Source organism: Roseateles sp. DAIF2 (assembly GCF_015624425.1).
Classification (GTDB): Bacteria; Pseudomonadota; Gammaproteobacteria; order Burkholderiales; family Burkholderiaceae_C; genus Kinneretia.
Genome location: NZ_CP049919.1, coordinates 1,542,000 through 1,563,552 on the forward strand (window position 1 = coordinate 1,542,000; position 21,553 = coordinate 1,563,552).

Sequence of the window (21,553 nt, forward strand, 5' to 3'; positions counted from 1 at the left end):
CGGTGAGAGGTCAGGTCAAGCGAGCCGGGGCCGATGGCGCCTGACAAGGCGGGAGCCGAGGTCCAGCGAGAAGAAAACATAGACCAACAGAGAGGACAGCAGTACGCCCGCCGAGACCCAGACGATATCGCGCTTGACCGCGAAGAGCGCGACGCACAGCGTGACGCTCAGCAGGTGGAACAGGTTGCCCGCCACCAGGACCAGATCCTGGCGTTCGAGGTAGGCGTTGATCTTGTACGGCTCGCACATCACCACCAGCGCGGCGCTGGGGGTCAGCAGGTACAGGATCTCTATGTGGCGGTGATAGTCCGCCTTGCCGAAATGAGTGAGCAGGAAGTCCGCCGGCAGCATGATGGCGACCATGGTGGCGACGGCGGTCAGCCAGTATAGGCGTTTGAGGCGGCGCAGGTGTGGGAGGTAGGCCTCGCGTCCTTGTGTGGCATAGACCTTGATGCATTGCGGCCCGACTGTCGCGCCGATGCTGAAGGAGGCGATTAGCGAGATGATCGACGCACAGGTGGCGAAGAAGAAGTAGACGCCCAGGTCGGCCGCCGGGAACTTGCCGGCTATCAGCAGCTTGTCGATCGCGCCGATGCCGGCGACTGCGACCGCGGAGACGATGAAGGTGCGCGCCTGCCAGACCAGGGTGCCCGACTGTGCGGGCCAGGTCGACGCAGACAGGAACTCCCTGAGCGTGGGCCAGGCATGGCGGGTCAGTAGCAACGGGGTGGCGGTGATAGCCAGGACCCCGAACCAGCAATGCAGCACCAGAGACAGCGACGGTGCGGCAACGCCGGATTCGACGAGCGCCACGAAGAGTAGCACCCAGGCGACGTTCTTGATGAACAGCAGGCTGGACGCATACACCGGGCGCAACATCAGGATGTTGAACCGGTAGACCTCGATGATGAAGTGCTCCAGGATCAGGATGCCGCAGGCGCTGATCCAGTACGTGGCCAGCAGATTGGCGTACAGCAGTACGGCCGCGGGGGCGAGCACCAGATAGGTGACCAGCGCGGCCTGGGCCTGCCGGCGCAGCAGTCGCAGGCGGTCGTCGGCGGACAGCGCGTGCAGCTGCCGGCCGATGACCTGGTTGATCTCCAGCCCAGCCACCTGCGCGAAGACGGTGGCGATCGTCATGAGGACGGCCACCTGGCCCAGCAGCGTGCTGCTGGCCTTGCCGGCCAGATAGAGGACGAACAGGAACTTCGCACCGGCGGAACCGCCGCGCAGCAGGAACCCGAACGCGCCCACCACTTTCATGAGCGCACCGCCCGCGACACTGTCCGCAGCGCCCGGATGGCGCCGTTGGGGACGAACAGCAGCGGCGTCGTCACGCACCAGAAGCGCAGCGTGGACCACCGGTAGTGGCGCAACCGTCCCCAGATTTTCATCAGCTGCCGCGGCGCGTACCGCTGCGCGGTCAGCTTGAAGTTGACGACCTGGTGAAGGTCCTCGCGCTGTCCGAGCGACCTGGCCAGCGCGCAGGTCTCGCGGTCGAAGCTGAAGCGCGGCAGTTCATGGGCGTACTCGACGAACTTGAGGTGCGCCTGCATGTAGTACTCGATCTGGTCGCTGCCTTCGCGGCGCTTCTCGGCGCGCGATTGCTCAAGCCCGCTCTGCACCATGGTAAACATCGGCTGGCCGACGATCAGGCCTTCGCCCGACTGCAGGATCTCGCGGGCCATGAAGAAGTGGATCCACAGCGACCCCACGTACCTGCCCGGATCCGCGTCCAGCCAGGCCTGTCGCGAGAACAGGCAGGCGCTGATCAGGCTGTTGGAGAAGCGAATGGTCTTGAGCAGGTCACGCGCGGGCAGCCAGCGATTCGGTCCGCCGCCGAAACGCGACGGCAGCATCTGCCCGGCGACGCTGACCTGATAGTTGATGAAGGCGAAGCGGATCTCACGCTGGCGCAACAGGTCCACGACCTGGGTCAGCCCCTGCGGCGAGGGCTGATCGTCGTCCGAGAACGTCCAGAGGTAGCGACCCTGCGCGCGACCGAACAGCGCGTTCACGTTGCCGTCGAAGCCCAGGTTCGCGGCGTTGCGGAAGTAGCGCAGCCGCAGGGCCGGATGCGCCACCGCGATGTCGGCGCAGACCTGCGGCGTGGCATCGGTGCTGCAGTTGTCGGAGACAACGATCTCCACGTCCGTCAGCGCCGCCCGCTCGATCTGCGCAACGAACTCGAGCAGCGTGGCACGCAGGCGCTCGGCGCGGTTGTAGGTGGGAATGGCGAGTGTGAGCAGCATCGGGCGGCGCGGTGGAAGTTGCGGTCTCAGGCTGTCGACGGCGAGGCAGCGCCCGCCAGGGCGCGCATCGTCGCGGCGATGGCCTCAACCAGGGATGTGTCGACGCGCAGGCCGAGCCGGCCGGCCTTCTCGACGTCGGGGACGTACATCGCGCGGAGACCCGGCGCGGTCTGCTTCAGCACGCGCACGTCCCGCGGCGGCGACGCCTGTGCGGCGACGGCCTGCGCAAGTTCTAGGATGCTGATCGGCGCGTCCGAGCCGACGTTGTAGATCTCGCCCGGCTCACCCTGGCGCATCAGGCTGATCAGCCAGTGGGCCGCGTCGCGGCCGTGCAGGTAGGTCCGTACGCTGCTGCCGTCCCCCTGGATCTCGATGTCCCGGCCCGCGAGCGCGTCCCGCACGAAGTTGCCCGCGGCATAGGGGCCATCCAGCGGCATGTGTTCACTGATCAGCGCGAAGCAGCGGGCGATCACGCAGTCCAGCCCGTGCTGCTGTCTGTAGAGCGCGCAGAGATGCTCGGCCAGACGCTTGCCTTGGCCGTACACAGACTTCGCGTCCGTCGTGGCCGGCGCAAACGGCGCGTCTTCCCGCAGCCGGGCGATGCCGTCGGGCACCGGACCGTAGGCCGCGCCGGAGCTGACCAGCAGGAATCGTTCTGCCCCCGACGCGATCGCGAAGTCCAGCACCTGGCGTGTGCCCTGAACCAATTGATCCAGCCAAGCCAGCGGCGCGGTGCTGGCGTGTGTATCGGCCGCTGCGTGCAGCACGTCGGTGAAGCGGCCCGCCTCCGGCGTCGGCAGCCTATCCAGGCTGCCCGGCGCGAAGCGCAGCCAGGTCTGGCCCGCATGACCCGGATGCCGGTCCAGGAAGGTCTGCGGCGAGCGACTCAGGACGGTGACCTCGAAGCCGGGTCCGTAGGCCTGTACCGATTCGTGGAAGTAATCCAGCAGGCAGCGACCGACGAACCCGGTCCCGCCGGTCACGAAGATCCGGCGTCCGCGCAGGTCCAGCGGATCAGAACGAACCGATGAAGTCATGGAGGCGTGTCGCGACCGTCGCCTGATCCAGGCCGTGTTCCTGGAGCAGGTAGTTGTAGGTGCCACAGTGTTCGGAGAACCGGTCCGGCACGCCGATGCGCAGCACGCGCGTGGGCTGGTGCTCGCTGGTGATCTCGGTCACGGCGGCGCCTAGGCCGCCCAGCACCGAATGCTCTTCCAGCGTCACCAGGCCGGTCGTGGCGCGCGCGGCGGCGCACACGTCCTCGGCCAGCAGCGGCTTGAGGACCGGCGCGCTCCAGACGGCGAGGTCCAGGTCCTGGGCGATGTCCGCGGCCGCCCGCACCATCGAGCCGGTGGCGATCAGCCCCGGACGGTCGGCGCGACCCGCGCGGACCTTCACCAGCCCGCCGGCGCGCAGCGGGGCGATCGGCGCCGTGTGCACGTCGCCGCGGTCCGACTTGCCCATGCGCAGATACACCGGACCGTTCGCCGCATAGGCGTAGTCCATGCTGGCCGTCATCTCGAAACGGTCCGACGGCGACAGCACTTCCAGTCCCGGGATCGCCCGCGTGCAGGCGATGTCCTCGGTCGACTGGTGGCTGGTGCCCAGGTGGCTGTAGACGAAGCCGGCGCCGTCGCCCAGCAGCACGACCGGGAGATCGTCATGCGCGATGTCCAGCTTGATCTGCTCCACCGTGCGAATCGGCACGAACGCGGCCAGGCCGTACACGAAGGGTCGGAAGCCCACGCGTGCCAAGCCCGCCGCCATGCCCACCATGTTCTGCTCGGCGATGCCGGCGTTGATGTACTGGTCCGGGCAGCGCTTGCGGAACTCGTCGAACAGCGCATAGCCGTGATCGCCCGTCAGCAGCAGCACCTTGGGGTCCGCCAGCGCCAGTCGCACCAGCGCGTTGGAAAAGGCCTCTCTCACTTCGATGCTCCGGCAAGGCCGAGCGCGTCGATGGCTTCGGCGAAGGTCTGCGGGTTCAGGCGCGTGTAGTGCCAGCGATTGTCGGATTCCATGAAGGGCACGCCCTTGCCTTTGACCGTGCGTGCGATCAAGGCCTTCGGCTTGCCTGCGCCGATTGACCAGAGCTGACGGATGGCGGCGTCCACCGCGGCTTCGTCATGGCCGTCGATCTCCAGCGTCTCGAAGCCGAAGCTCGCGAACTTCGCCGACAGATTGCCCAGCGCCAGCACGTCATCTGTCGTGCCCATCGCCTGGAATCCGTTCTTGTCGACGATCAGCATCAGGTTGTCCATCTTGTGATGGGCCGCCACCAGGGCGCCTTCCCAGATCGGACCTTCGTTGAGCTCACCGTCGCCCACGATGGCGTACACCTTCTGGGCCGTACCCTTGCGCTTCAGACCCATGGCGATGCCCACGCCCACGGAGAAGCCGTGACCCAGCGAACCCGATGTCACTTCAAGCCCCGGCACCCGCGAATCCGACAGGCCCTTGAGCGCGCTGCCGTCCTTGAAGTAGCCTTGGACATGCGTGTCATCCAGCCAGCCTAGTTCACGCATGCACGCGTACTGCGCCATCACGCCGTGGCCCTTGCTCAGGACCAGGAAGTCGCGACCCTCGGCGCGTGGATCGTTGCCCGGATAACGGAGGTGGTCCCGGTACAGAACCGTCACCAGCTCGATGATCGAGAACGCACAGGCGATGTGCACCGTCGAGCCGGCGTAGGCCATCTCGAGCACGGTGCGGCGCATGCGGGCGGGCGCGAACGGCCGGTCTGCGTCCGACACCGCGCGAGGGGTCGCGAGGGTGGTCATCAGAAATTGACTCCGAAGAACTCTTCCAGCTTGCCGGCGATGTAATCCAGCTGCTCCTGGCCCAGTGCCGGGAAGGTGCCCAGCCAGAAGGTCTGGTTCATCACGACGTCGGTGTTGGTCAGCTCGCCGCTGACGCGGTAGTTGCGGCCGGCCATGTAGGGCTGCTTCGTCAGGTTGCCCGCGAACAGCAGGCGCGTGGCGATCTTGTTCTCTTCCAGGAAGTTGATCAGGTCCGCGCGCTTCACGCCCGCCGTGTCCTTGACGATCAGTGGGAAGCCGAACCACGACGGCTCGGAATTCGGCGTCGCCTCGGGCAGGTGCAGGTACTCGGCGACGCTCGCCAGCTTGGCCTTCAGGTAGGCGAAGTTGGCGCGACGCTTGGCGATGAACTCCTCGACCCGGTCCATCTGCGCCAGCGCGCAGGCGGCCTGCATGTCCGAGATCTTCAGGTTGTAGCCCAGGTGGCTGTAGGTGTACTTGTGGTCGTAGCCGTCCGGCAGGTCGCCGCCCAGCTGTTCCTTGGTCCAGCAGAAGCGCTTGTCGCAGGTGTTGTCCTTGCCGGGCGGGCAATAGCAGTCGCGGCCCCAGTCGCGGAAGGACTCGGCGATCAGCTTCAGCTCGGCGTTGTTGGTGAACACCGCGCCGCCTTCGCCCATCGTGATGTGGTGCGCCGGGTAGAAGCTTAGCGTCCCGATGTCGCCGAAGGTGCCGACCATCTGGCCGTTGTAGGTCGCGCCCAGCGCGTCGCAGCAGTCCTCGACCAGCCACAGGTTGTGCTTCTTGCACAGCGCTGTGACCACCTCGAGGTTGAACGGGTTGCCCAGGCTGTGGGCCAGCATGATGGCCTTGGTCTTGGGCGAGATCGCCGCTTCGATCTTGGAGGCGTCGATGTTGTGCGTGGCCAGGTCGACGTCGACGAAGACCGGCACCGCGCCGAACTGCACGATCGGGTTGACGGTCGTCGGGAAGCCGGCGGCCACGCCGATGACTTCATCGCCCTGCTTGATGGCGCGGTCGCCCAGCTTGGGGCTGGTCAACGCCGAGAAGGCCACCAGGTTCGCCGACGAGCCGGAGTTCACCGTGATCAGGTACTTCACGCCCAGGAACTGCGCCAGGCGCTGTTCGAACATGGCGTTGAAGCGGCCCGTGGTCAGCCAGCCGTCCAGGGAGGCGTCGACCATCATCTTGAGCTCGCCGGCACCGATGACCTTGCCGGACACCGGGACCTGGGTCTGGCCCGGGACGAAGGGCTTGGGGGCATACGCGATATCGGCGTACTGCTGGACCAGCTCGCTGATCTGGCTGCGGAGCTTGTCGAGCTGCGGCTGGAAGTTGACGGTGGAGGTGGTCATACGTCGGATCGGTATTGAGAGATTTGATTCAGGCAGATGGCGCGCATGTCCTGGCCCGAGAGCCAGGCCTGATGCCAGTCGGTGATGTGCTGGAGCGCGGTCTCGAGCGACCAGCGCGGCGCCCATTGCAGGCGCTGACGCGCCTTGGAGATGTCCAGCTTCAGGAAGCTGGCCTCGTGGGGATGGTTTCCCGGCTGCAGGGTCCATGAGGCGCCGTCCCCCCAGGACCCGCACAGGTGCTCCACGATCCACTGCACGGGACGGGCGTCCTCGTCGCGCGGACCGAAATTCCAGCCTTCGGCGTCGGCCTGGCCTTGGGTGTAGAGGCGCTCGGCCAGCAGCAGGTAGCCCGACAGCGGCTCCAGCACGTGCTGCCACGGGCGGATCGCATGCGGGTTGCGGATCAGCACCGGTTCCTTGTCCTGCAGCGCGCGCAGGATGTCGGGGATCAGCCGGTCCAGCGCCCAGTCGCCGCCGCCGATGACGTTGCCCGCGCGGGCCGTCGCCATCGCGATCCCGGCGTCCTTCAGGAAGGACTTACGGTAGGCGCTGCTCACCAGCTCCGCGCAGCCCTTGCTGTTGGAGTAGGGGTCGTGGCCGCCCATCGGCTCGTCTTCACGGTAGCCCCAGACCCACTCGCGGTTCTCGTAGCACTTGTCCGTCGTGATGTTGACGACGGCCTTGACCGAGCCGGCGTGGCGCGCGGCCTCGAGCACGTGCACCGTGCCCATTACGTTGGTCGCGTAGGTCTCCACCGGCTGGTGGTAGGACAGGCGCACCAGCGGCTGCGCCGCCATGTGGATGACGATCTCCGGCTGGAACTCGTCCATCTGCGCCTTCACCGCGGCGAAGTCGCGGATGTCGGCGATGCGGTGTTCCATGCCCTCCGCGATGCGGGCGACGTCGAAGAGCGCGGGCTCGGTCGGCGGCGTCAGCGAGACGCCGCGCAGCGTCGCGCCCATGGACTGCAGCCACAGGCTCAGCCAGCTGCCCTTGAAGCCGGTGTGGCCGGTCAGCAGGACGCGCTTGCCCTGCCAGAACGCCGAATCGGTCTGTGCGAGGCTCATGTCCAGCTCTTCCAGGGCGCCTTGCCCGAGGCCCACAGCTCTTCGAGCAGGTGCTTGTCGCGCAGCGTGTCCATCGGCTGCCAGAAGCCGTGGTGCTCGTAGGCCATCAGCTGGCCGTCGGCGGCCAGGCCTTGCAGCGGCTGCTGCTCCCAGACGGTGGCGTCGTCCTCGAGATAGTCGAGGACGCGCGGCGTCAGCACGAAGAAGCCGCCGTTGATCATGGCGCCGTCACCCTTGGGCTTCTCCTTGAAGCTCATGACCTGGCGGTCCTTGATGTCGAGCGCGCCGAAGCGGCCGGGCGGGAAGGTGGCCGTCAGGGTCGCGGCCTTGCCGTGACGCTTGTGGAAGTCGATCGTGGCGGAGATATCGATGTCACCGACGCCATCGCCGTAGGTAAAGCAGAAGGCTTCTTCATCGCGCACGTAGTCGGCCACGCGGCGCAGCCGGCCGCCGGTCATCGATTCGTCGCCGGTGTCCACCAGCGTGACGTTCCAGGGCTCGGCGCGCTTGTGGTGGACTTCCATGCGGTTGTTGCGCATGTCGAAGGTGACGTCGGACGTGTGCAGGAAGTAGTTGGCGAAGTACTCCTTGATGACATAGCCCTTGTAGCCACAGCAGATCACGAAGTCGTTGACACCGTGGTGTGAATACATCTTCAGGATGTGCCAGAGGATGGGTTTGCCCCCGATCTCGACCATCGGCTTCGGGCGGGTGGAGGTTTCCTCGCTGAGTCGTGTGCCCAGGCCACCGGCCAGAATCACTGCTTTCATGAAAAGGTCCTATGGGGAGATCGTGAGATCGAAAAGGTGTTCAGATCTGGGCCGAGCACACGAAGGCGTCGGAGTGGAACTGGCGGTCGGATAGTCCCGCGGTACGCAACTGCGACTGCGCAGCGTGGATCATGGCATCGGAGCCGCAGGCGTATACAAGGGTGCTCGAGAGATCTCCACGCTCTGCCAGCAGCACGTTCTGGACGTGCCCTCTGGCCCCGTGCCAGGTATCGTCGGCGCGGGAGAGGACAGGCACGAACCGCACGCGTGGCTGGTCCGGTGGCTGCCAGTAGAGGTCATCACGGTGGCGTCCACCCCAGTAGATGGTGATGCTGCGAGGCTGCATATCCTCGGCTTGCCCGGCCAGGCCTTCGAGAATGGCCTTGACCGGCGCAATGCCGGTTCCGGTGGCCAGCAGCACGAGATCCTTGTCCGCATGCCCACGTAGGAAGAAGGTGCCAAGCGGGCCGCGCAGGCGCAGCAGATCGTTGACCTTGGCCTGATGAAACCAGTAGCGGCTCATGGCGCCATCCGGCACCTCGCGAATGTGCAACTCGATCAGTTTGTCCGCGCGTGCTGCGTTGGCGATCGAGTAGCTGCGGCGTAGGCCCTCGGCGCCGATGACGTCGATGTACTGGCCTGGCAGGAACTCCAGCGCGGCCGTCGGAGGCAGGCGCAGCACCACACGCAGGACATCGTGTGTCAGACGGTCCAGGGTCTGAACCCGGCAGGGCAGGGTTTTGGCTTCGGGCAGGGCGATGTCGCCAAGATCGGTGATCTCCAGCTCCACCGGGCCGCAGGCCTGTCGAACGCAAGTCAGGATGAAGCCCTCGGCGCGCTCCTGTGCGTTGAGGCCAAGTTCGTCGTGTAGGGGCTGCGTAGTGCCGGAAAGCACGCGGCCCTTGCAACTGCTACAGCGGCCGGTGCGGCAGCTGTAGTCCAGCACGACGTGTTGCCGCAGAGCCGCGTCAAGGATGGTTTCGCCGTCCTTGGCATCGAACGACTTGCCACTGCTGATGATGATGGTTTGCATGACTGGAAACGGCGACAGGTCCGTCTGTCAGGAAGGCTCGCCCTGCTCCTGCGGAGGGGGGGGCATATCTTGCGATTCCGCGGGGCTAACAGCGTCGCGCAGCGCTTGGATCTCCCACTGCAACTGCGCGTACTCATGCTCCTTCTGCTCTAGGAAGGCCCGGGCGAGCTGCAGCTTGGCGCTCATGCCGCTCGGAGTCAGTAAATAGGCATAGGCCCATTTGTTGTCCGCGCGGCGAAAGTTGTTGACCTTGACCCAACCCCGGTCGACAACGGCGCGCAGGCAGTAGTTGATTTTCCCGACGCTCACCCCGAGACGATCTGCCAGTAATCGTTGGCTGGTGTAGTCACGGCTATCGAGCGCGCACAGTAGTTCGTAATCAAGCTTGCCGGAAGGCTGGGGAGGCGTATTCATGCAGAGTCTGTTCAAGACTTGAACGCGTGACTGTAACACTGCTCAGCGAATCCTTTCTGCTGCCCTGATGTTGCAAGCCTCGGCCCCGCCCCTAGCCTCCCTGGCTGGTCTGGTTCATCTGTGGCTGTGAAAGGGCTGCGCCAACCGGTCTGCCTTAGGGCTTGCTGCCCCAGGCGCCACGCAGCTGCTTGATTCGCTCCGCGTTGGCGGGGTTTTTCTTGGCTTGGTCCCAGAAATGCTTGGACAGCACGTAGATCATGAGGATAAGCAGGGTGCTAATTGTGGCTACAACTGCGATTGCGCCCCGCTTGGGTCTGCTCTTGTGTTCGGGAGGGGTTGCCACGTCAATGACCTGAATCATGGTGCTTTCGCGGCTTTCGTCCAGGCGCGCTATCTCGTACTGCTTGGAGAACAGCTCGAACAGCGCCTCCTGGTACTTGAACTCACGATAGCGACCGACGTAGTCAGCATTGGTCGAACTGTCTTCGCGTGTTTCAAGCCGGGCCAATTGCGAGCGAAGCGCGCTGGTCATCGTGGCTTGATGTTGGACCTCGGGAGAGGTTTCGGTGAGAGCTCGTCGCAGGGTTTGCAAGCGAACCTCGGCCGAAGTGAATTCGGCCTTCAATCGGGCATAGTTTTCGGCGGCGGCTTTGGGCTCGGCCTTCAGCGCCCCGGCGTTGAATCCACCGCTTTGCAAGGCCTGTTGAGCCTGTGTCAACTTGCTTCGGGTCGTCTTGAGCTCGCCCTCGAAGAAGGTGCGACGTTGCTGTGCTTCGGTCAGTGCTAGCTCCGATGAAAGGCGGCGCAACTCCGTCACATACTGATTGGCAATGTCCGCCGCCAGTGCCGGGTTTGTGTCGTCGACCTCTATAGTGATTAGCCCATCCTTTTTTCCTAGGCCAATACGCACATTCTGCTCCAGCCTCGTTCGCGCTTCGAACCGGTACTCGGCTTTGTACAGCTCCATCAATTTGAACCGGTCAACGATGCGATCTTCGACATTGGTGCTCTGCATTAGAGCAACGTACTGATCGCCAGGCGTCTTCATGCTGGCACTACCGCCAGCGAGTCCTGCCAATGCGCCCAGTGAGGCAAGGGCGGATGCGGCCGCACTCTGCTGCTGCTGAGGAGGTAGAAAGCTGGTTCGCGCGGTGAAGGTTGGCTTGATCAGGTAGCTGATGCCCAGGGCAAGGACGCCCACGGTTAGTGGGGCAGCAACAAGCAGGCGCCACCTCCTCGCGAGCACGGTGAGCATTTCGATCAGGTCAATATTATCGGCTTGGGAGGGGCGCGCGCTATTGGGAGTCTCTGGAATGGTGTTCAGGTTCACGAGTGCAAGTCTCCGCAGATCAGGCCGTGTTTGGTGTCATTTGTTCTTGAGGGTCTGTAGTGCCGCTGCACCCAGGCCGAACTGGTAGAGGATCTGCGTCCACTCCTTCGCTGACTGGATGAAGGTCGTCTTGTTAAGTTCTTCGGGTACGAACACCGTATCGCCAGGCAGGGCGGCTACGTTGCTCAGAGCGCTGCCAAAACTCACCCAACCGCCGTGGGTCTGCTGGGCGCTGACCACGCTGCCGTTGGCGCGAAGCACGAAGGTGCTGCCGGTGTCGGCCCCCCGGGTTGGTCCGCCGGCCAGGCGCACGGCGTCATCCACGGAACTCCCGTTCTTCCAGAGGAAGCTGCCGTTGTTGAAGACGCTGCCGAACACGCCTACGGTAGTGGGGCGCGCTGGAATCAGGATGCGGTCGCCTTCCTCCAGTGTCAGATCGGGCAGCGCTGAGGCGTCAGAGTTCAGTTGCAGCACGATGCGGCCGGTAGGCTTGACGGCCTTAAGGCGTTCGATCAGGCGTGTCGTGCTGCTAGCGCGTGCCTGTTGTATTGCGGAATCTTCCGCATTTGTTGCGCGCTGAGTCGTGGTGGCGCGGGCGAACTCGGTTTCCAGGTCGCGCAGGGCTCGGTCGTAGTTCTCCTGCTGCTTGACCCGCACGCTCTCTCGAGAGAAGTCGGTGCCGAAGATGAAGGCCAGGGGGGTCACACCGCCGGCGGTCTGTATGGCTTCGTTAAGTGTGCTGTTGGGGGGGAGTACGTACTCGCCCGGGCGCTGGACTTCCCCCTCAACGCGCACGCGCTTGTATTGCTTGTGCTGGGGCAGGGACGCAACCACGCTGCTGAAGGCGCGAATGATGTCGCCATTCTGTACGACGCCGCCAGCGCTCGCTGGCAGCGGTAGCTCGGCTACGCGGCGGTCATTGCGGTCACTCAGGCGCTCAACGGATACCCGGGTGCGGTCCGCCACCGGGTTGAAGCCTCCGGCCATAGCTAAGGCGTCGTCAATGGTTTCGCCCGGCTTGATCTCGGCGATGATTTGCTTGTTGAGGCTGCCCAGTAGCGCGACCTGAGCGCCTACGGGGCCAACATGCACCACGTCTTCGGCCTGTAATGGCAGATCGGCGCTGCGGTTGCCCTTCAGGAGTAGATCGTAGAGGTCGAACCTCACAACTGGCTTGCCGGCGCGGCGCAGCTCAATCTGGCGGAAGCTGCCGGCTGCCGAGGGGCCTCCGGCCTGGGTCAGGGCGTTGACCAGGGTGGACAGGCTGCTGATGTTGTAGCTGCCGGGGTGCTGGGCGAAGCCGGTGACATAGACGCGGATGCCGCGCAGTCGGCCCAGCGAGGCGCTGACCTGGTAGTTCTTGAAGACCTGGCCGACGCGGCGGCTGATGGCCTCGTTCAAGTCGCCGTAGCGCAGGCCGGCCACCATGACCGGGCCGACGCGCGGCACGACGATGCGTCCGGCATTGTCCACGGTCAGTCGAAGATCGGCATCGACCGAACCCCAGATGGTCAGCTGGATCTCGTCGCCGAAGCCGATCGCATAGTCGAGCGGAACCTGGCGCGGCGTGTCGATCGAGGCAGCCAGATCCCCGCCGGCCTCCGCTAGCACCAGATCTGCGCCCAGGCGCTTGACGATCAATTCGCGCTCGGCGCCAAGGCGCTGTGGGTCGACCGGTTGTTGCTGCGACTCCGGGGCCGCCGGGGGGGGCGTCCAGCCTAGTAGCTTGTTTACATAGATCTCGAACTCGCCGGGCCTGTAGGCCTGGCGTACGGTCTTGCGCTGTGCCTCAAGCTCCCGCGGCTGCGAGGATGCCTGGCTGCGTGGGGCGCTCAATCGCACCGGGCCGATGCTGTCGTTCTGGTCGGCGTTGTTGTTGTAGCCGGTGTTGCTCTGCGCTGCGGCGGAGTTGCTCAGGCCGAGAAGCAGGGCTCCGGCAAGTGCTGCTGCGAACGCTGTCGAGCGCATCGACGCGGCAGAAAAGGGCAACGGGGAAGCGCTTCGGGCGCGAACATTCATGAGAGCAGTCTCGGCGTTGGGTCGATGACATCCTGGCGCCCGGTGGCGCCCGGCAGGGTGTGCTGTCGGCGCGACATTCTAAGTGGGCGCCGGACCTGCCCCCTTCATATTCGGGGTGGCGGGCCTCGTACACTGGCGGTCATGTTGTTTTTGCTCATTCCTTTCCTGGTCGCCACCATCGTGACCCTGCTCGTGGTGCGCTCTTCGACCAGGCATGGCCACCTGTCGGCCGACCATGATCTTTCCGGGCCGCAGAAATTTCACGCGCGGCCGGTGCCGCGCATCGGCGGCGTCGGCATCTTTGCCGGGCTGGTTGGTGGCGTGCTGCTGATGTGGCTCCAAAGTCACGGGCAAGCCAAGATGGGCCTGTTGCTGCTGCTCTGTGGTCTACCCGCCTTCGCCGCCGGCCTGATCGAGGATTTCACGAAGAAGGTCTCGCCGGCCAAGCGCCTGCTCGCCACCGCGGTGTCGGCGGCCCTGGGTGGCTGGGTGATCGGTGCGCTGATCACGCGGACCGACATCCCCGGGCTCGACTGGCTCGTCGCGACCACCGTGGGTGCGATGCTGGTGACCGTCTTCGTGGTCGCCGGCGTGGCCAACTCGGTCAACATCATCGACGGCTTCAACGGCCTGTCCTCGATGTGCGTCAGCCTGATGCTGCTGGTGTTCGCCTATGTGGCTTACGAGGTCGGTGATCTCGAGCTGGCGCTGTGGGCGCTGGCCGGGGTCGGGGCGATCCTCGGCTTCTTCGTCTGGAACTATCCGGCCGGCCTGATCTTCCTGGGCGACGGCGGGGCCTATTTCATGGGCTTCTTCCTGGCCGAGATCGGCATCCTGCTGATCGCGCGCCATGAGCAGGTGTCGCCGCTGTTCCCGCTGATGGTCTGCATCTACCCGGTGTTCGAGACGGTGTTCTCGATCTACCGCCGGCGCTTCCTGCGCGATGCCTCGCCGGGCGATCCGGACGGCATTCACCTGCATTCGCTGGTGTATCGCCGCCTGATGCGCTGGGCGGTCGGCGCCAAGGATGCGCGTGCGATCACCAAGCGCAATTCGATGACGGCGCCCTATCTGTGGATGCTGTGCGTCACCTCGCTGGTGCCGGCGTTGCTGTTCTGGGATTCCACGCCGATCCTGGCCGGCTGCATGCTGGTGTTCGGCGTGCTTTATGTGGGCCTGTACTGGCGCATCGTGCGCTTCCGTACGCCCAAATGGCTGGTCTTTCGTGCCGGATCGACGCCGGGCGAGGTTGACGAGGCTCAGGGCAAACCCAGGTAAATGGCGCGCCTGGGCGATAATCCCACGTTATGACCGAAGAAACCATCACCACGCCGGCTCCTCGTTTCGACACGCTGCCGCTCGATCCCAAGCTGCTGCGCGCCGTGGCCGACCAGGGCTATGCGACGATGACGCCCATCCAGGCCAAGGCGATCCCGATCGTGCTGGAAGGGCGTGACGTGATGGGGGCGGCCCAGACCGGTACCGGCAAGACCGCCGCCTTCTCGATCCCGCTGCTGCAGCGCATGCTGCGGCATGAGAACTCCAGCGCCTCGCCGGCGCGGCATCCGGTGCGCGCGCTGGTGCTGGCGCCGACCCGCGAGCTGGCCGACCAGGTGGCCAACAACGTCAAGGCCTACGCCAAGCACACCAATCTGCGCTCGGCCTGCGTGTTCGGCGGCGTCGACATGAAGCCGCAGACCCTGCAGCTCAAGGGCGGCGTCGAGGTGCTGATCGCCACGCCGGGTCGCCTGCTGGACCATATCGAGGCCAAGAACGCGGTGCTGAACCAGGTCGAGTATGTGGTGCTGGATGAGGCCGACCGCATGCTGGACATCGGCTTCCTGCCGGACCTGCAGCGCATCCTCAGCTACCTGCCGAAGGCGCGTCAAACCCTGCTGTTCTCGGCCACCTTCTCGCCCGAGATCAAGCGCCTGGCGGAAAGCTATCTGCAGGCGCCGGTGCTGGTCGAGGTGGCGCGCCCGAACGCGACGGCCTCGACCGTCGAGCAGCGCTTCTACAGCGTCACCGACGAGGAAAAGCGCCCCGCGGTGCTGAAGATCCTGCGCGAGCGCGAGATCAAGCAGGCCATCGTCTTCGTCAATTCCAAGCTGGGCTGCGCCCGCCTGGCGCGCTCCTTCGAGCGCGACGGCCTGCGCACCAATGCGCTGCATGGCGACAAGTCGCAGGACGAGCGGCTGAAGGCGCTGGACGCCTTCAAGCGCGGCGAGGTCGATGTGCTGGTCTGTACCGACGTGGCCGCGCGCGGCCTGGATATCGCCGATCTGCCGGCGGTGTTCAACTTTGATGTGCCCTTCAATGCCGAGGACTATGTGCACCGCATCGGCCGCACCGGCCGCGCCGGCGCCTCGGGCATCGCGATCACCCTGGTCACCAAGTCCGATGCGCGCCTGACCGGCGAGATCGAGAAGCTGATCAAGCGCAAGATGGAACTGGAGCCGCTGGAGCTGGAAGAAGAGCGGCCGCGCCGCCCGCCCCGTCGCGACTATGGTGATCAAGCGCCTTCGTCGTTCCATGCCGCGCCGGCCGCCCCGCGCGCGCCGCGTCCGGCACCGGCCCCGCGCGACCCCTTCTTCGACAAGCCCTACGAGCCCAGCGCAAGCGGTGGCGAGGCTCCCGCCTGGGAGAAGGGTGGCGACCGCGCCGCGGCCACCTCGACCCATGGCGGCAAGGGCTTGTCGCCCTACATCAAGCCCAAGAAGAAGGTGGCGGCCCTGTTCGGCGCCAAGCCGCCGCAGCCCGCGGCGACTTCCACCGAGTCCTGATCGGGCTCAGGGCGCCAGCAGCGCAAACACCGCCGGCACCTTGTCCGGCAGCGCTCGCGGCTGGGTGCGCCATTGCGCCACCGTGGCGCTGTGTGTCCAGCCCTGCGTCAGGCTCAGGCCGCAGCTGACCGACAGCCGCGTCGTCGGCCGCAGGCCTTGCAGCAGGGCCTGCAGCAGGGCTTCGTTGCGGTAGGGCGTCTCGATCATCAGCTGGGTCTGTTGCGCCTTCTGCGACAGTACCTCCAGCTCGCGGATGCGCGTCATGCGCGCCGGTCCTTCGACCGGCAGGTAGCCGACGAAGGCGAAGCTCTGGCCGTTCAGGCCGCTGGCCGCCAGCGCCAGCAGCAGCGAGCTCGGCCCCGACAGTGGTACCACCTCGACGCCCTGTGCATGGGCGGCCGCCACCAGCTGCGCGCCGGGGTCGGCGATCGCCGGCAGCCCGGCCTCCGAGATCAGGCCCAGATCATGTCCCGCCAGGGTCGGTGCCAGCAGCGCGCCCCAGGCATCGGTGGGTGATGGGGAGGCGGGTGTCTTGCTGCTGCCGCCACCCTTGCCCGGACGCGGCAGCTCGACGATCTGCAGGCTCTGCAGCGGCTGGGCCAGGGCCTGCACCGCGTCGACGCGTTTCAGGAAGGCGCGAGTGGTCTTGGCGTTCTCCGCGACCCAATGGCCCAGGCGGGCGGCGATCTGGATCGCGTGCAGCGGCAGCACCTGCTGCAGGTCGACCTCGGCGCCGGGCACGCCGAAGTCCAGCGTGTTGGGCATCAGGTACAGCTTGCCGGTAGGGGTCTTGTTCATGCGAGGCGGTCTCCGCTCAGGATGCTCAGGCCCGCGCGGCGCAGCAGCGCGGCGGTGCGGATCAGCGGCAGGCCGATCAGGGCGGTGGGGTCGTCGGACTGCACCGAGTCCAGCAGCGTGATGCCCAGGCTCTCGACCTTGGCGCTGCCGGCGCAGTCATAGGGCTGCTCGGCCCGCAGATAGGCCTCGATCTCGGCCTCGCTCAAGTCCCGGAAGCGCACCTGCACCGGCGCCAGATCCTCGGCGACGAAGCTGTCGGCGGCGCAGACGACCGCGATGGCGGTGTGAAAGGACACGGTCCGCCCGCTCATCGCGCGCAGCTGCGCCAGCGCGCCGGCGTGATGACCCGGCTTGCCGAGTGCGCGCCCCTCCAGATCGGCCACCTGGTCGGAGCCGATCACGATGGCGTCGGGGTGCAGGGCGGCGACGGCCCGCGCCTTGGCCAGGGCCAGGCGCGCGGCGGTGGCGGCCGGGGTCTCGCCGCTCAGGGGGCTTTCGTCGATCGCGGGGCTGTGGGTCTCGAAGGGCAGGCGCAGGCGCTGCAGCAGTTCGCGACGGTAGGGGGAGCTGGAGCCGAGGATCAGTCGGCGCGGCTCTTGCGGTATCTCGTGGCTCATGATGGCGCGGATTCTCCCATCGCCGGCCCTCTACACTTGCGGCATGAACACGCGCAGTAACAGGGGGGCGGCCAAGCCCCAGGCTCCTCGCAAGCTGGATGTCGCGGCCCTGGCCCGCGATGGCGCCAGCCTCTCCGGCGCCTGGCCGGCGGCCGAACTGGAACGCCTGGCCGAGGGCGCGGCGCCCGAGGCGCCGGTGGCCGGCTGGCCCGAGGTGCAATGGGCGGTGCAGGGCGAGCTGCGCCAACCGCGCGGCGGCGAGGCCCAGACCTGGATGCGCCTGGAGGCCTCGGCCGAGGTGGCGCTGACCTGCCAGCGCTGCCTGCAGCCGGTGCGCGAGGCGCTGCAGTTCTCGCGCTGGTTCCGCTTCGTGCGCGACGAGAACGAGGCGGCCGAGCTGGATGCCGACAGCGAGGACGAGGTGCTGGCGCTGGGCCGCTCGCTGGATCTGCGCGAGCTGGTCGAGGACGAGCTGCTGCTGGACCTGCCGCTGGTGCCCCGTCACGAAACCTGCCCCGAAGCGCTGCCACAATCGGCCGGCGAGGCGGCGCTGGAGTCCGAGGCGCCGCGGCCGAATCCCTTCGCGGCCCTGGCCGCGCTGAAGAAAAAGTAGGTCCGCACGATGGTGTGGGGCATATCTCCCGCACCTGTGCTAGAATATTTGGCTTTCCCGGCTTGAGGGCCGTTTGTGCATGCGCAGGAGTCGTCCAGGCTTCGGGTTCGCGGTACAGGTGGTCGCCGGGATGGGTCCTCGAAGAGGGGGCCGACTGGCCGGATGTTGAGTCTGGCGACAAGTGATCAATGATGGGGCGGCGGTAGCAGATCCGGGTTTCGGGTTCGCAGCAGGCCTCAACCACCGAAGCCCTAGGAGAAATTTCATGGCCGTTCAGCAAAACAAGAAGTCGCCTTCCAAGCGTGGCATGCACCGTTCGCACAATGCCCTGGTGAACCCGGGTACCGCGATCGAGCCGACCACCGGTGAGGTGCATCTGCGTCACCACATCAGCCCCAACGGTTTCTACCGTGGCCGCAAGGTCCTGAAAACCAAGGCCGACGCCTGATCTGAATTCATCCTGCGCCTGCCGCACCATGCGGCATGCGATGTGGTGGTGAAGAGAACAAGACCCGGACTGCTCTGATGCGGTGCCGGGTTTTTGTGTTTGTGTCCGGCGCAGTCCTGCGGGTGCCTCCCGCTTGTGAGGCCTCCCCGCCTCGCGTAAGGTCGGCGCCTTCGAACGACAGCCGCTGCCAAAAGCAGCTCCTCTGCCTTTGATGCCTGCTTCTGATTCCAGTCTGCCCCTGCGCCTCGCCGTCGATTGCATGGGCGGCGATCATGGCCCGTCGGTGACCCTGCCGGCCTGCCGTGCCTTCCTGGCCGCGCACCCCCGGGCCGAGCTGCTGCTGGTCGGGCGCCCCGAGGCGCTGGCCGAGGCCGCGGCCTGGCCGCGCTGCCGCATCGTGCCGGCCAGCGAGGTCGTGACGATGGACGATCCGGTCGAGGTGGCGCTGCGCCGCAAGAAGGATTCGTCGATGCGGGTGGCGATCGGCCAGCTCAAGAGCGTCGACGGCGCCCCGGCGCCGGCCCAGGCCTGCGTCTCGGCCGGCAACACCGGCGCGCTGATGGCGGTGGCCCGCTACCTGCTGAAGACGCTGGAGGGCATCGACCGTCCGGCGATCGCGACCGTGATGCCGAATCAGACCGGCCGCTACACGACCGTGCTGGATCTCGGCGCCAATGTCGACTGCACGGCCGAGCATCTGCTGCAGTTCGCGGTGATGGGCTCGGCCCTGGTGTCGGCGGTCGAAGGGCGCGACGAACCCACGGTGGGCCTGCTCAACATCGGCGAGGAGGCCATCAAGGGCAGCGAGACGATCAAGCGCGCCGGCGAACTGCTGCGCCAGGCCGATGCGGCCGGCCAGCTGAACTTCCATGGCAATGTGGAAGGCAACGACATCTTCAAGGGCACGACCGACCTGGTGGTCTGCGACGGCTTCGTCGGCAATGTCGCGCTGAAGACGGCCGAGGGCCTGGCCGCGATGATCGCCGCGATCATCAAGGAAGAATTCGGCCGCAACGCGCTGACCAAGCTGGCCGCGCTGCTGGTGCTGCCGGTGCTGAAGCGCTTCAAGGGCCGGCTCGACCATCGCCGCTTCAACGGTGCGGCGCTGCTGGGCCTGCGCGGCCTGGTGTTCAAGAGCCACGGCTCGGCCGATGCCTTCGCTTTCGAGCAGGCGCTGAACCGGGCGTATGATGCCGCCCGCAACCGGTTGTTGGACCGGGTTCACGATCGCATCATCGCCACGCTGCAGGCCATGCCCGCGGCCGTTGAAGGCGATGCAGGAGACAAGGCGGCGCCTGCCGCCGCGCAAGCTGCATGAGCACATCCCCATCCCCCCGCTACGCCCGCATCCTCGGCACCGGCAGCCATCTGCCGCCGCAACGCCTGACGAACGCCGACCTGGCCGCCCAGCTGGCCCGTGACGGCATCGAGACCTCGGACGAATGGATCGTCGAGCGCACCGGCATCCGCGCCCGCCATTTCGCCGCCGAAGGCGTGACCGCCAGCGACCTGGCCCTGCCGGCCGCGCGCGCCGCGCTGGAAGCGGCCGGCGTGGCGGCCGAAGAGATCGACCTGATCATCGTCGCGACCTCGACGCCGGACATGGTGTTCCCCTCGACCGCCGCGCTGCTGCAACAGAAGCTGGGCGTCGCGGGCTGCGCCGCCTTCGACGTGCAGGCTGTCTGCTCGGGCTTCGTCTATGCGCTGACCGTGGCCGACTCGATGATCAAGACCGGCGCCGCGAACAAGGCCCTGGTGGTCGGTGCCGAGGTGTTCTCGCGCATCCTCGACTTCAAGGACCGCACCACCTGCGTGCTGTTCGGCGATGGCGCCGGCGCGGTCGTGCTCGGCGCCTCCGACGCGCCGGGCATCCTGGCCTCGGAGCTGCATGCCGATGGCCGCCATGTCGACATCCTCTGCGTGCCCGGCCAGGTGGCCGGCGGCGCGGTGACCGGCCACCCCTTCCTGAAGATGGACGGGCAGGGCGTGTTCAAGCTGGCGGTCACGGTGCTGGAGAAGGTGGCGCGCTCGGTGCTGGAAAAGGCCGGCAAGAGCGAGGCCGACATCGACTGGCTGATCCCGCACCAGGCCAATATCCGCATCATGCAGGGCACGGCCAAGAAGCTGAAGATGCCGCTGGACAAGCTGATCGTCACCGTCGACGAGCATGGCAACACCTCGGCCGCCTCGATCCCGCTGGCGCTGGACGTCGCGGTGCGCAGCGGCAAGGTCAAGCGCGGCGACACCGTGATGCTGGAAGGCGTCGGCGGCGGCTTCACCTGGGGCGCGGTGCTGCTGGATTTCTGACGAACGGAAAAGAGACAAGAGAATGACCGCGAAGTTTGCATTCGTGTTCCCGGGCCAGGGCTCGCAGGCCGTCGGCATGCTGGACGCCTGGGGCGACCATCCCGAGGTGGCGCGCACCCTGGCCGAGGCCTCCGAGGCGCTGTCCGAGGACATCGGCGCGCTGATCAAGGCCGGCCCGAAGGAACAGCTGGACCTGACCACCAACACCCAGCCGGTGATGCTGACCGCCGGCATCGCCTGCTACCGCGCCTGGATCGCCGAGACCGGCCTGGTGCCCGCCGCCGCCGCCGGCCATTCGCTGGGCGAGTACACGGCCCTGGTGGCCAGCGGCGCGCTGAGCCTGGCCCAGGCGCTGCCGCTGGTGCGCTTCCGCGCCCGGGCGATGCAGGAAGCGGTGCCGGTCGGCGCCGGCGCGATGTACGCGATCCTGGGCCTAGACGGCGAGGCCGTGCGCGCCGCCTGTCTGCAGGTGGCCGCCGACAGCGGCGAGGTGATCGAGGCGGTCAACTTCAACGACCCCAAGCAGACCGTGATCGCCGGCAGCAAGGCCGGTGCCGAGAAGGCCGCCGAGGCCCTGAAGGCGGCCGGCGCGAAGCGCGCGCTGCCGCTGCCGGTGTCGGCCCCCTTCCACAGCAGCCTGATGAAGCCGGCTGCCGAACGCCTGCGCGAGCAGCTGGCCGCGGTGAGCTTCGGCGCCCAGGCCTTCCCGGTCGTCAACAATATCGACGTGGCCATCACCGACAATGCTGACGCGCTGCGCGACGCGCTGTACCGCCAGGCCTTCGGCCCGGTGCGCTGGGTCGAGGTGGTGCAAGCCTTGAAGGCGCGCGGCCTGACCCACATCATCGAATGCGGCCCCGGCAAGGTGCTGGCCGGCATGGTCAAGCGCATCGATGGCGAACTGCAGAGCACCACGGTGCTGGACCCGGCCTCGCTGGCCGAAGCGAAAACCCTGCTGAGCTGATCTATT

At 66.6% G+C, this 21,553-nt stretch carries 21 protein-coding genes; 7 read left to right on the plus strand and 14 right to left on the minus strand.

Translation table 11 applies throughout. The annotated features are described in order from the left end of the window. Positions 1 to 15: 15 nt before the first annotated feature. The 12 genes from G8A07_RS07190 to G8A07_RS07245 form a co-directional block, all read right to left on the minus strand. Positions 16 to 1,263: a lipopolysaccharide biosynthesis protein gene (locus G8A07_RS07190; protein ID WP_195796376.1), complete on the minus strand. Its 1,248-nt coding sequence runs from the start codon at positions 1,261 to 1,263 to the stop codon at positions 16 to 18. After that, positions 1,260 to 2,252 carry a glycosyltransferase gene (locus G8A07_RS07195; RefSeq protein ID WP_195796377.1) on the minus strand — a complete coding sequence of 331 codons (993 nt, stop codon included), beginning with the start codon at positions 2,250 to 2,252 and terminating at the stop codon, positions 1,260 to 1,262. Before G8A07_RS07195 ends, G8A07_RS07190 begins: the two co-directional genes overlap by 4 nt. A 26-nt stretch (positions 2,253 to 2,278) precedes the next feature. Next, positions 2,279 to 3,289: an NAD(P)-dependent oxidoreductase gene (locus G8A07_RS07200; protein ID WP_195796378.1), complete on the minus strand. Its 1,011-nt coding sequence runs from the start codon at positions 3,287 to 3,289 to the stop codon at positions 2,279 to 2,281. Then, complete coding sequence (locus tag G8A07_RS07205; protein WP_195796379.1) at positions 3,267 to 4,181, minus strand: transketolase family protein; 915 nt, start codon at positions 4,179 to 4,181, stop codon at positions 3,267 to 3,269. Before G8A07_RS07205 ends, G8A07_RS07200 begins: the two co-directional genes overlap by 23 nt. Beyond that, positions 4,178 to 5,032, minus strand: coding sequence for a transketolase (locus G8A07_RS07210; RefSeq protein WP_195796380.1), 855 nt, complete (start codon positions 5,030 to 5,032; stop codon positions 4,178 to 4,180). Before G8A07_RS07210 ends, G8A07_RS07205 begins: the two co-directional genes overlap by 4 nt. Further along, positions 5,032 to 6,384, minus strand: a complete 1,353-nt coding sequence (gene rfbH, locus G8A07_RS07215) for a lipopolysaccharide biosynthesis protein RfbH (RefSeq protein ID WP_195796381.1) — start codon at positions 6,382 to 6,384, stop codon at positions 5,032 to 5,034. Before rfbH ends, G8A07_RS07210 begins: the two co-directional genes overlap by 1 nt. Beyond that, positions 6,381 to 7,457, minus strand: coding sequence for a CDP-glucose 4,6-dehydratase (rfbG, locus tag G8A07_RS07220; protein ID WP_249937342.1), 1,077 nt, complete (start codon positions 7,455 to 7,457; stop codon positions 6,381 to 6,383). Before rfbG ends, rfbH begins: the two co-directional genes overlap by 4 nt. Then, a complete protein-coding gene (rfbF, locus tag G8A07_RS07225) occupies positions 7,448 to 8,221 on the minus strand; it encodes a glucose-1-phosphate cytidylyltransferase (RefSeq protein WP_195796383.1) in 774 nt (257 codons plus the stop codon). Before rfbF ends, rfbG begins: the two co-directional genes overlap by 10 nt. Positions 8,222 to 8,261: 40 nt before the next feature. After that, positions 8,262 to 9,254: an FAD-binding oxidoreductase gene (locus G8A07_RS07230; RefSeq protein WP_195796384.1), complete on the minus strand. Its 993-nt coding sequence runs from the start codon at positions 9,252 to 9,254 to the stop codon at positions 8,262 to 8,264. A gap of 27 nt (positions 9,255 to 9,281) precedes the next feature. Next, positions 9,282 to 9,668 carry a MarR family EPS-associated transcriptional regulator gene (locus tag G8A07_RS07235; protein ID WP_195796385.1) on the minus strand — a complete coding sequence of 129 codons (387 nt, stop codon included), beginning with the start codon at positions 9,666 to 9,668 and terminating at the stop codon, positions 9,282 to 9,284. A gap of 154 nt (positions 9,669 to 9,822) precedes the next feature. Next, positions 9,823 to 10,998, minus strand: a complete 1,176-nt coding sequence (locus G8A07_RS07240) for a Wzz/FepE/Etk N-terminal domain-containing protein (RefSeq protein WP_249937255.1) — start codon at positions 10,996 to 10,998, stop codon at positions 9,823 to 9,825. A gap of 36 nt (positions 10,999 to 11,034) precedes the next feature. Further along, positions 11,035 to 13,017, minus strand: a complete 1,983-nt coding sequence (locus G8A07_RS07245) for an SLBB domain-containing protein (RefSeq protein ID WP_249937256.1) — start codon at positions 13,015 to 13,017, stop codon at positions 11,035 to 11,037. Positions 13,018 to 13,158: 141 nt separating this feature from the next. On the opposite strand from G8A07_RS07245, the gene G8A07_RS07250 reads away from it, so the two are divergent. Together G8A07_RS07250 and G8A07_RS07255 are read left to right on the plus strand one after the other, a co-directional pair. Beyond that, the gene (locus G8A07_RS07250; RefSeq protein ID WP_195796386.1) at positions 13,159 to 14,295 is read left to right on the plus strand and encodes a glycosyltransferase; all 1,137 of its coding nucleotides are present in this window, start codon (positions 13,159 to 13,161) and stop codon (positions 14,293 to 14,295) included. A 29-nt stretch (positions 14,296 to 14,324) separates the two neighbouring features. After that, on the plus strand, positions 14,325 to 15,800 hold the full coding sequence (locus G8A07_RS07255) for a DEAD/DEAH box helicase (protein ID WP_195796387.1): 1,476 nt from the start codon (positions 14,325 to 14,327) through the stop codon (positions 15,798 to 15,800). 6 nt (positions 15,801 to 15,806) lie between these two features. Here the strand turns inward: G8A07_RS07255 and G8A07_RS07260 are convergent, their stop codons facing one another. Both G8A07_RS07260 and G8A07_RS07265 read right to left on the minus strand, forming a co-directional pair. Further along, positions 15,807 to 16,598 carry an SAM-dependent methyltransferase gene (locus G8A07_RS07260; RefSeq protein ID WP_195796388.1) on the minus strand — a complete coding sequence of 264 codons (792 nt, stop codon included), beginning with the start codon at positions 16,596 to 16,598 and terminating at the stop codon, positions 15,807 to 15,809. Continuing rightward, entirely contained in the window at positions 16,595 to 17,215 is a 621-nt protein-coding gene (locus tag G8A07_RS07265; protein WP_195796389.1) for a Maf family nucleotide pyrophosphatase, read from the minus strand. The genes G8A07_RS07260 and G8A07_RS07265 overlap by 4 nt, the downstream gene beginning before the upstream one ends. 43 nt (positions 17,216 to 17,258) lie before the next feature. On the opposite strand from G8A07_RS07265, the gene G8A07_RS07270 reads away from it, so the two are divergent. The 5 genes from G8A07_RS07270 (at position 17,259) to fabD (ending at position 21,547) form a co-directional block, all read left to right on the plus strand. Next, positions 17,259 to 17,828 carry a DUF177 domain-containing protein gene (locus G8A07_RS07270; RefSeq protein ID WP_195796390.1) on the plus strand — a complete coding sequence of 190 codons (570 nt, stop codon included), beginning with the start codon at positions 17,259 to 17,261 and terminating at the stop codon, positions 17,826 to 17,828. Between the two features lie 265 nt (positions 17,829 to 18,093). Further along, positions 18,094 to 18,276 carry a 50S ribosomal protein L32 gene (gene rpmF, locus G8A07_RS07275; RefSeq protein WP_133604370.1) on the plus strand — a complete coding sequence of 61 codons (183 nt, stop codon included), beginning with the start codon at positions 18,094 to 18,096 and terminating at the stop codon, positions 18,274 to 18,276. 211 nt (positions 18,277 to 18,487) lie between these two features. Next, entirely contained in the window at positions 18,488 to 19,594 is a 1,107-nt protein-coding gene (gene plsX / locus G8A07_RS07280; RefSeq protein WP_195796391.1) for a phosphate acyltransferase PlsX, read from the plus strand. Continuing rightward, positions 19,591 to 20,583: a beta-ketoacyl-ACP synthase III gene (locus G8A07_RS07285; RefSeq protein WP_195796392.1), complete on the plus strand. Its 993-nt coding sequence runs from the start codon at positions 19,591 to 19,593 to the stop codon at positions 20,581 to 20,583. The genes plsX and G8A07_RS07285 overlap by 4 nt, the downstream gene beginning before the upstream one ends. 22 nt (positions 20,584 to 20,605) lie before the next feature. Next, positions 20,606 to 21,547, plus strand: coding sequence for an ACP S-malonyltransferase (gene fabD / locus G8A07_RS07290; protein WP_195796393.1), 942 nt, complete (start codon positions 20,606 to 20,608; stop codon positions 21,545 to 21,547). The last annotated feature ends 6 nt before the right edge of the window (positions 21,548 to 21,553 follow it).

What these genes read in the sequence shown, in the direction of transcription:
- G8A07_RS07190 (WP_195796376.1), bottom strand. Translation starts at nt 1,263, where the DNA reads ATGAAAGTGGTGGGCGCGTTCGGGTTCCTGCTGCGCGGCGGTTCCGCC.
- G8A07_RS07195 (WP_195796377.1), bottom strand. Translation starts at nt 2,252, where the DNA reads ATGCTGCTCACACTCGCCATTCCCACCTACAACCGCGCCGAGCGCCTG.
- G8A07_RS07200 (WP_195796378.1), bottom strand. Translation starts at nt 3,289, where the DNA reads ATGACTTCATCGGTTCGTTCTGATCCGCTGGACCTGCGCGGACGCCGG.
- G8A07_RS07210 (WP_195796380.1), bottom strand. Translation starts at nt 5,032, where the DNA reads ATGACCACCCTCGCGACCCCTCGCGCGGTGTCGGACGCAGACCGGCCG.
- rfbH (WP_195796381.1), bottom strand. Translation starts at nt 6,384, where the DNA reads ATGACCACCTCCACCGTCAACTTCCAGCCGCAGCTCGACAAGCTCCGC.
- rfbF (WP_195796383.1), bottom strand. Translation starts at nt 8,221, where the DNA reads ATGAAAGCAGTGATTCTGGCCGGTGGCCTGGGCACACGACTCAGCGAG.
- G8A07_RS07230 (WP_195796384.1), bottom strand. Translation starts at nt 9,254, where the DNA reads ATGCAAACCATCATCATCAGCAGTGGCAAGTCGTTCGATGCCAAGGAC.
- G8A07_RS07235 (WP_195796385.1), bottom strand. Translation starts at nt 9,668, where the DNA reads ATGAATACGCCTCCCCAGCCTTCCGGCAAGCTTGATTACGAACTACTG.
- G8A07_RS07245 (WP_249937256.1), bottom strand. Translation starts at nt 13,017, where the DNA reads ATGAATGTTCGCGCCCGAAGCGCTTCCCCGTTGCCCTTTTCTGCCGCG.
- G8A07_RS07250 (WP_195796386.1), top strand. Translation starts at nt 13,159, where the DNA reads ATGTTGTTTTTGCTCATTCCTTTCCTGGTCGCCACCATCGTGACCCTG.
- G8A07_RS07255 (WP_195796387.1), top strand. Translation starts at nt 14,325, where the DNA reads ATGACCGAAGAAACCATCACCACGCCGGCTCCTCGTTTCGACACGCTG.
- G8A07_RS07260 (WP_195796388.1), bottom strand. Translation starts at nt 16,598, where the DNA reads ATGAACAAGACCCCTACCGGCAAGCTGTACCTGATGCCCAACACGCTG.
- G8A07_RS07265 (WP_195796389.1), bottom strand. Translation starts at nt 17,215, where the DNA reads ATGAGCCACGAGATACCGCAAGAGCCGCGCCGACTGATCCTCGGCTCC.
- G8A07_RS07270 (WP_195796390.1), top strand. Translation starts at nt 17,259, where the DNA reads ATGAACACGCGCAGTAACAGGGGGGCGGCCAAGCCCCAGGCTCCTCGC.
- rpmF (WP_133604370.1), top strand. Translation starts at nt 18,094, where the DNA reads ATGGCCGTTCAGCAAAACAAGAAGTCGCCTTCCAAGCGTGGCATGCAC.
- plsX (WP_195796391.1), top strand. Translation starts at nt 18,488, where the DNA reads ATGCCTGCTTCTGATTCCAGTCTGCCCCTGCGCCTCGCCGTCGATTGC.
- G8A07_RS07285 (WP_195796392.1), top strand. Translation starts at nt 19,591, where the DNA reads ATGAGCACATCCCCATCCCCCCGCTACGCCCGCATCCTCGGCACCGGC.
- fabD (WP_195796393.1), top strand. Translation starts at nt 20,606, where the DNA reads ATGACCGCGAAGTTTGCATTCGTGTTCCCGGGCCAGGGCTCGCAGGCC.